Raw genomic sequence first — 3,713 nt, 5'->3', positions numbered from 1 at the left:
AAAAATATAGTTTTTAATCAAAACGGAGGTGGTCATTTTGCTCCGGAATTAGGTGGTCATTTTGAACTGGAATCAGGTGCTCACTTTAAAACGGAATGGGGTGATCAATATAACCGGAATTTGCACTCGAATCTCCGCTGTGCTTTATTAGACTGTTCAATACTAATTCTGGATTTCTCATAATGTCTCTCACATTTTCCATTAACCGTATTAAACTAAATTGACTGCCTCCCTTCGCCATGTACAAGGCTTTCCCTTGCTCAGACTACTACAGAGGCTCCGTTACCTTATCGAATATTCAGGAGCTTTTCTCCATAGCCACACTAGTGGCATTTCGACTTAGGCAATCCCCATTTAGACATATAGCAACTATTGGCATGTTAGATTCTCGGATGCGATGTTCGCCTTTTTCTGCTTATTGCAGCTACGCTGTGGTTTGTTTATGCTATAACTACTACCTAACATTAGTATAGTACCACAGTATGACGTTTATAACTATTTTCCGTCATAGCCCAAGAACCGACCGTTCAGACTATCGTTCAATCAATCCAGACTTCATCCTTATATCTAACTTTTCAACTTGCCACTCAGTCGCAACTTAATAGTTAGTTGACTTGTGGCTTTTCTGACATGCTACACTCCCCGTCGAGTTTCCCGTTCGGATAAGTCAGCTGTTGATGGGCGTTATAAACACTTGCCCAGTGGTTGCCAAACCACATTTGCTATATGCCCTTATGGGCGCACGAGGTATTCTTCAAGGGATACTTCGGTGCGGTATACTTTCGATTGCATACCTCCAAGTGAAATAAATACTTCCTTGTATTTTTTGTCAGGGTCATTGGCTTTATTTACCGAGAGCACCAGTGCTTTTTCTTTTTCAGTAAGTCCAAGTAATTCTTGGATTTGCTCGAACTTGTTTTGGTACTTACTCTGATCCAGTAGTATCTTACAATCACTGTTATTGATAATTGCTTGCTTGATTACTGGTGAAGAAATAATATCTTCTACTTCCTGAGTGACTACAATGGCTTCTCCAAAGAATTTACGCACGGTTTTGAATAAATATCGAATGTAATCTGCCTACGATTATAGTGATCTTTTTGGGGGGAGTCTTGCACCATGGCCAGGAGCACAGGCAAGAGTATTGAGCTGCCTTGATGGAGCAGGTATGCCTTCAGGAAGCAACGGTGCTGTTTGGGCAGGTACAGGTATAAGTATTGATCCAGCTAGGTTAGGAGATGAATTTGATGGATCAGCAGCAAACAGTGATACTTTTGACGATGGATTAAATCTCGTATTAACTTCTGGTATAGAGGGTACAGCTAGTATAAAATTAAGCAGTAATACTCTTGGTACTAAAGTATATTATGGAGTATGGTTTGACTGGAATAGAAATGGTAATTTTGCCGATGATGGTGTGTCTGCTTTTCATAGTGGTAGTGGTACCGCGGGTGATATAATTTCGTTTCCTGTAACGCAGCCTATCAATACTTCAAATTATTATCCGACAAGACTTATTGTGTCAGACAAAGAAATACTTTTTACAGGATTTGATGATATTTATACCAATGGAGAAGTAGAGGATTATAGGCCGATGCAAATAGGAGGTACAGTCTATGATGATGCCAATGGAGGAAACCCATACGATTCAGTAGTATTAGGGACTAATGCCGGTGGTTTGATAGCTATATTGGTAAATCAAGCTGGAAATGTAGTGGCTAATGCTGCAGTTGCTCCAACTGGTACTTTTAGAGCAGACGGAACTGATATTTCAGGGACTTATAATTTTTCTTTCATAAAACCCAATACAGAAATTTATAGTATTCTTTTGAGTACAGCTGCAGGAATTGTTGGTTCTCCTCCTCCGAGTCCGGGTTTGCCTCCAGGCTGGATGAACACATGGGAAAACGATGCTACTATAGATGGTATTTTGACCAATGTTTATGTATCTGATCCTTATGTAAATGTGGGAAATAATGATTTTGGGATTAATAAAAGACCAGTAGCTAATAATATAAAAGAATGTCAGCCTAATGTTCAGGCAGGAACTCAGATAACGATACCTACTTTAACAGGTAGTGATTTAGAAGATGGTACTTATGATGGTAATAGTGGTACTAATACCATAAAAGTAGTGACCTTACCAACCAATGGAGAATTAAAATACAATGGTAGTACAGTAACAATAGGGCAAGAGATCCCTACTTATACCCCAACCCTTTTGATTGCAGATCCTGTTGATGGTTCAGACATATCTTTCACTTTTAGTGAAATAGATGCCGCAGGAGCGGAAAGTTTACCAGCCACAGTAACTATTGCTATGACTGCCAATGCAGGGGTAATATCAGGTACCAGTAACATTTGTATCACAAGTACAACACTATTTACCTCAGATGGTGAACCTGGCGGAGTATGGACAAGCGATAACACTTCTATTGCCACAGTTGATCGTTTCACAGGAATAGTAATAGGAGTAGGAGCAGGCTCTGCCACAATTACCTATGCCTTAGTAGGATGTGCACAGAACACAAAAGTCGTAACGGTAAATCCTGACAATACTATTATATTGGATTCGGTGGGTACTGATGGTCAAACAAAATGTATAAACGCACCAATCACGGACATCACTTATACGACTACAGGTGCTACTGGAGCTATATTTAGTGGCTTGCCTGCAGGAATTACAGGGAATTTCACAGGAAACCTGGTAACTATTTCCGGAACACCATTGACAACTACAGGAAGTCCATTTAATTATACTATTACCTTGACGGGAGGTTGCGGAATAATAACTGCCACAGGAACCATCACGGTAAATCCAAACAATACAATTACATTGAGTTCGTCGGCGGGTACCGATAGTCAAACAAAATGTGTCAACACAGCAATTACAAACATCACTTATGCGACTGCTGGGGCTACAGGAGTTACATTTAGTGGATTGCCTGCTGGGGTTACAGGGGATTTTTTCGCAAATGTTGTAACTATTTCCGGAACACCGTCTACAACGACAGGTAGTCCATTTGGTTATACGGTAACCTTAGAGGGAGGTTGTGGAAGCATGCAAAATACTACGGGAACGATTACGGTATTAACACCTCCAAATGCAGGAACCGTAATAGGAGCCGATAACATTTGCATAGCAAGCACCACACCATTTACCTCAGATGGTGACTCTGGCGGAGTATGGTCAAGTAGCGACACTTCTATTGCCACAGTTGATAATATCACAGGAGTAGTCACAGGAGTAGCAGCAGGAACGGCTACAATTACTTATAACATAGGATGTGCAAACAACACAAAGGACATCACTGTAAACCCAAACAATAATAGCATTACATTGAGTTCAACGGTAGGTACTGATAGTCAAACAATATGCATCAACACACCAATTACGGGCATCACTTATACGACTACAGGAGCTACAGGAATTGCATTTAGTGGTTTGCCTACAGGAGTTACAGGGAATTTTACAGGAAACGTGGTAAAAATTTCAGGAATGCCATCCACAACAGGAGGTAGTCCATTTAATTACACCATAACCTTAACAGGAGGCTGCGGAGTTGTAACAGCCACAGGAACAATTACAGTAAATCCGGTTTCAGTAGGCGGAGTAGTCTCTTCACCACAAACGATATGTTCAGGAAATTCACCTGCCGATTTAACTTTATCAGATAATACAGGTAGTATTGTAAAATGGCAAAAATCAAGTG

2 protein-coding genes and 1 pseudogene are annotated in these 3,713 nt (G+C 40.5%); 2 read left to right on the top strand and 1 reads right to left on the bottom strand.

Annotated elements, in window-relative coordinates; translation table 11 throughout:
• The coding region (locus ACN1CN_RS22610; protein ID WP_419137927.1) for a hypothetical protein at positions 1-183 on the top strand (183 nt) is incomplete at its 5' end.
• A 549-nt stretch (positions 184-732) separates the two neighbouring features.
• Here ACN1CN_RS22610 and ACN1CN_RS22605 read toward each other — a convergent pair.
• Positions 733-1,080 (bottom strand): annotated as a pseudogene (locus tag ACN1CN_RS22605) (conjugal transfer protein TraG); the annotation flags it as partial.
• 64 nt (positions 1,081-1,144) lie between these two features.
• Between ACN1CN_RS22605 and ACN1CN_RS22600 the strand changes: the two are divergent.
• The coding region (locus tag ACN1CN_RS22600; RefSeq protein WP_419137925.1) for a beta strand repeat-containing protein at positions 1,145-3,713 on the top strand (2,569 nt) is incomplete at its 3' end.

It is taken from the genome of Flavobacterium sp. T12S277 (assembly GCF_048514875.1).
Classification (GTDB): Bacteria; Bacteroidota; Bacteroidia; order Flavobacteriales; family Flavobacteriaceae; genus Flavobacterium.
The sequence above is the reverse complement of the archived record's forward strand: the minus strand, read 5'-3'. Positions and strand labels throughout refer to the sequence as shown.